Origin of the sequence: Pseudomonas sp. TAA207 (assembly GCF_001529285.1) — a bacterium.
GTDB lineage: Bacteria > Pseudomonadota > Gammaproteobacteria > Pseudomonadales > Pseudomonadaceae > Aquipseudomonas > Aquipseudomonas weihenstephanensis.
On sequence record NZ_LLWJ01000024.1, the window covers coordinates 1 to 3,662 of the forward strand.

At 50.1% G+C, this 3,662-nt stretch carries 2 tRNA genes and 2 rRNA genes; all 4 read left to right on the forward strand.

The features are described 5' to 3' along the window. Window positions 1-335: 335 nt before the first annotated feature. Window positions 336-1,872: ribosomal RNA gene (locus tag AP059_RS00270) — 16S ribosomal RNA — on the forward strand. Window positions 1,873-1,994: 122 nt separating this feature from the next. Next, window positions 1,995-2,071: transfer RNA gene (locus AP059_RS00275), tRNA-Ile, on the forward strand. Between the two features lie 10 nt (window positions 2,072-2,081). Next, a tRNA-Ala gene (locus AP059_RS00280) sits at window positions 2,082-2,157 on the forward strand. Window positions 2,158-2,395: 238 nt separating this feature from the next. Further along, window positions 2,396-3,662 (forward strand): 23S ribosomal RNA (locus AP059_RS00285); the annotation flags it as partial.

Below are 3,662 nucleotides of genomic sequence, written 5' to 3' on the forward strand. Positions count from 1 at the left end.
AGGTGTTGACAGCAGCGTGTAACGCTGTAGAATTCGCCTCCCGCTAACGAGAGATCGAAAGCGCAAGTGGTTGAAGTTACAAGGGAAACTTTGAAATCTTCTGAAATAACCGCTTGACAGCAACAGAGGCTGCTGTAGAATGCGCGCCTCGGTTGAGCGAAAGCTTAACCAACCGCTCTTTAACAACTGAATCAAGCAATTCGTGTGGGTGCTTGTGGAGTCAGACTGATAGTCAAAAAGATTATCAGCATCACAAGTTACTCCGCGAGAAATCAAAGATGTAACCAACGATTGCTGAGCCAAGTTTAGGGTTTTCTCAAAACCCAAAGATGTTTGAACTGAAGAGTTTGATCATGGCTCAGATTGAACGCTGGCGGCAGGCCTAACACATGCAAGTCGAGCGGTAGAGAGGTGCTTGCACCTCTTGAGAGCGGCGGACGGGTGAGTAATACCTAGGAATCTGCCTGATAGTGGGGGATAACGTTCGGAAACGGACGCTAATACCGCATACGTCCTACGGGAGAAAGCAGGGGACCTTCGGGCCTTGCGCTATCAGATGAGCCTAGGTCGGATTAGCTAGTTGGTGAGGTAATGGCTCACCAAGGCTACGATCCGTAACTGGTCTGAGAGGATGATCAGTCACACTGGAACTGAGACACGGTCCAGACTCCTACGGGAGGCAGCAGTGGGGAATATTGGACAATGGGCGAAAGCCTGATCCAGCCATGCCGCGTGTGTGAAGAAGGTCTTCGGATTGTAAAGCACTTTAAGTTGGGAGGAAGGGCATTAACCTAATACGTTAGTGTTTTGACGTTACCGACAGAATAAGCACCGGCTAACTCTGTGCCAGCAGCCGCGGTAATACAGAGGGTGCAAGCGTTAATCGGAATTACTGGGCGTAAAGCGCGCGTAGGTGGTTTGTTAAGTTGAATGTGAAATCCCCGGGCTCAACCTGGGAACTGCATCCAAAACTGGCAAGCTAGAGTATGGTAGAGGGTAGTGGAATTTCCTGTGTAGCGGTGAAATGCGTAGATATAGGAAGGAACACCAGTGGCGAAGGCGACTACCTGGACTGATACTGACACTGAGGTGCGAAAGCGTGGGGAGCAAACAGGATTAGATACCCTGGTAGTCCACGCCGTAAACGATGTCAACTAGCCGTTGGGAGTCTTGAACTCTTAGTGGCGCAGCTAACGCATTAAGTTGACCGCCTGGGGAGTACGGCCGCAAGGTTAAAACTCAAATGAATTGACGGGGGCCCGCACAAGCGGTGGAGCATGTGGTTTAATTCGAAGCAACGCGAAGAACCTTACCAGGCCTTGACATCCAATGAACTTTCTAGAGATAGATTGGTGCCTTCGGGAACATTGAGACAGGTGCTGCATGGCTGTCGTCAGCTCGTGTCGTGAGATGTTGGGTTAAGTCCCGTAACGAGCGCAACCCTTGTCCTTAGTTACCAGCACGTAATGGTGGGCACTCTAAGGAGACTGCCGGTGACAAACCGGAGGAAGGTGGGGATGACGTCAAGTCATCATGGCCCTTACGGCCTGGGCTACACACGTGCTACAATGGTCGGTACAAAGGGTTGCCAAGCCGCGAGGTGGAGCTAATCCCATAAAACCGATCGTAGTCCGGATCGCAGTCTGCAACTCGACTGCGTGAAGTCGGAATCGCTAGTAATCGTGAATCAGAATGTCACGGTGAATACGTTCCCGGGCCTTGTACACACCGCCCGTCACACCATGGGAGTGGGTTGCACCAGAAGTAGCTAGTCTAACCTTCGGGAGGACGGTTACCACGGTGTGATTCATGACTGGGGTGAAGTCGTAACAAGGTAGCCGTAGGGGAACCTGCGGCTGGATCACCTCCTTAATCGACGACATCAGCTGCTCCATAAGTTCCCACACGAATTGCTTGATTCATTGAAGAAGACGATAGAAGCAGCTTTAAGCTCCAAGCTGATAGCTCACGCTAACAGTTACAAGCTCGAAATTGGGTCTGTAGCTCAGTTGGTTAGAGCGCACCCCTGATAAGGGTGAGGTCGGCAGTTCGAATCTGCCCAGACCCACCAATTTTGTAATGGGGCCATAGCTCAGCTGGGAGAGCGCCTGCCTTGCACGCAGGAGGTCAACGGTTCGATCCCGTTTGGCTCCACCATAAACTTGCTTCTGTATCGTAAAGCTTAGAAATGAGCATTCCATTGAAACAATGGTGAATGTTGATTTCTGATCTTTTGATTAGATCGTTCTTTAAAAATTTGGGTATGTGATAGAAAGATAGACTGGGTAACACTTTCACTGGTGTTTATTCAGGCTAAGGTAAAATTTGTGAGTTAAATTGCGAATTTTCGGCGAATGTCGTCTTCATAGTATAACCAGATTGCTTGGGGTTATATGGTCAAGTGAAGAAGCGCATACGGTGGATGCCTTGGCAGTCAGAGGCGATGAAAGACGTGGTAGCCTGCGAAAAGCTTCGGGGAGTCGGCAAACAGACTTTGATCCGGAGATGTCTGAATGGGGGAACCCACCTAACATAAGTTAGGTATCTTAAGCTGAATACATAGGCTTAAGAAGCGAACCAGGGGAACTGAAACATCTAAGTACCCTGAGGAAAAGAAATCAACCGAGATTCCCTTAGTAGTGGCGAGCGAACGGGGACCAGCCCTTAAGCTGTATTGATGTTAGCGGAACGCTCTGGAAAGTGCGGCCATAGTGGGTGATAGCCCTGTACGCGAAAACATCTTTGCAGTGAAATCGAGTAGGACGGAGCACGAGAAACTTTGTCTGAATATGGGGGGACCATCCTCCAAGGCTAAATACTACTGACTGACCGATAGTGAACTAGTACCGTGAGGGAAAGGCGAAAAGAACCCCGGAGAGGGGAGTGAAATAGATCCTGAAACCGTATGCGTACAAGCAGTGGGAGCCCACTTTGTTGGGTGACTGCGTACCTTTTGTATAATGGGTCAGCGACTTATTTTCAGTGGCAAGCTTAACCGAATAGGGGAGGCGTAGCGAAAGCGAGTCTTAATAGGGCGTCTAGTCGCTGGGAATAGACCCGAAACCGGGCGATCTATCCATGGGCAGGTTGAAGGTTGGGTAACACTAACTGGAGGACCGAACCGACTACCGTTGAAAAGTTAGCGGATGACCTGTGGATCGGAGTGAAAGGCTAATCAAGCTCGGAGATAGCTGGTTCTCCTCGAAAGCTATTTAGGTAGCGCCTCATGTATCACTGTAGGGGGTAGAGCACTGTTTCGGCTAGGGGGTCATCCCGACTTACCAAACCGATGCAAACTCCGAATACCTACAAGTGCCGAGCATGGGAGACACACGGCGGGTGCTAACGTCCGTCGTGAAAAGGGAAACAACCCAGACCGTCAGCTAAGGTCCCAAAGTTATGGTTAAGTGGGAAACGATGTGGGAAGGCTTAGACAGCTAGGAGGTTGGCTTAGAAGCAGCCACCCTTTAAAGAAAGCGTAATAGCTCACTAGTCGAGTCGGCCTGCGCGGAAGATTTAACGGGGCTCAAACCATACACCGAAGCTACGGGTATCACTTAGGTGATGCGGTAGAGGAGCGTTCTGTAAGCCTGTGAAGGTGAGTTGAGAAGCTTGCTGGAGGTATCAGAAGTGCGAATGCTGACATGAGTAACGATAATGGG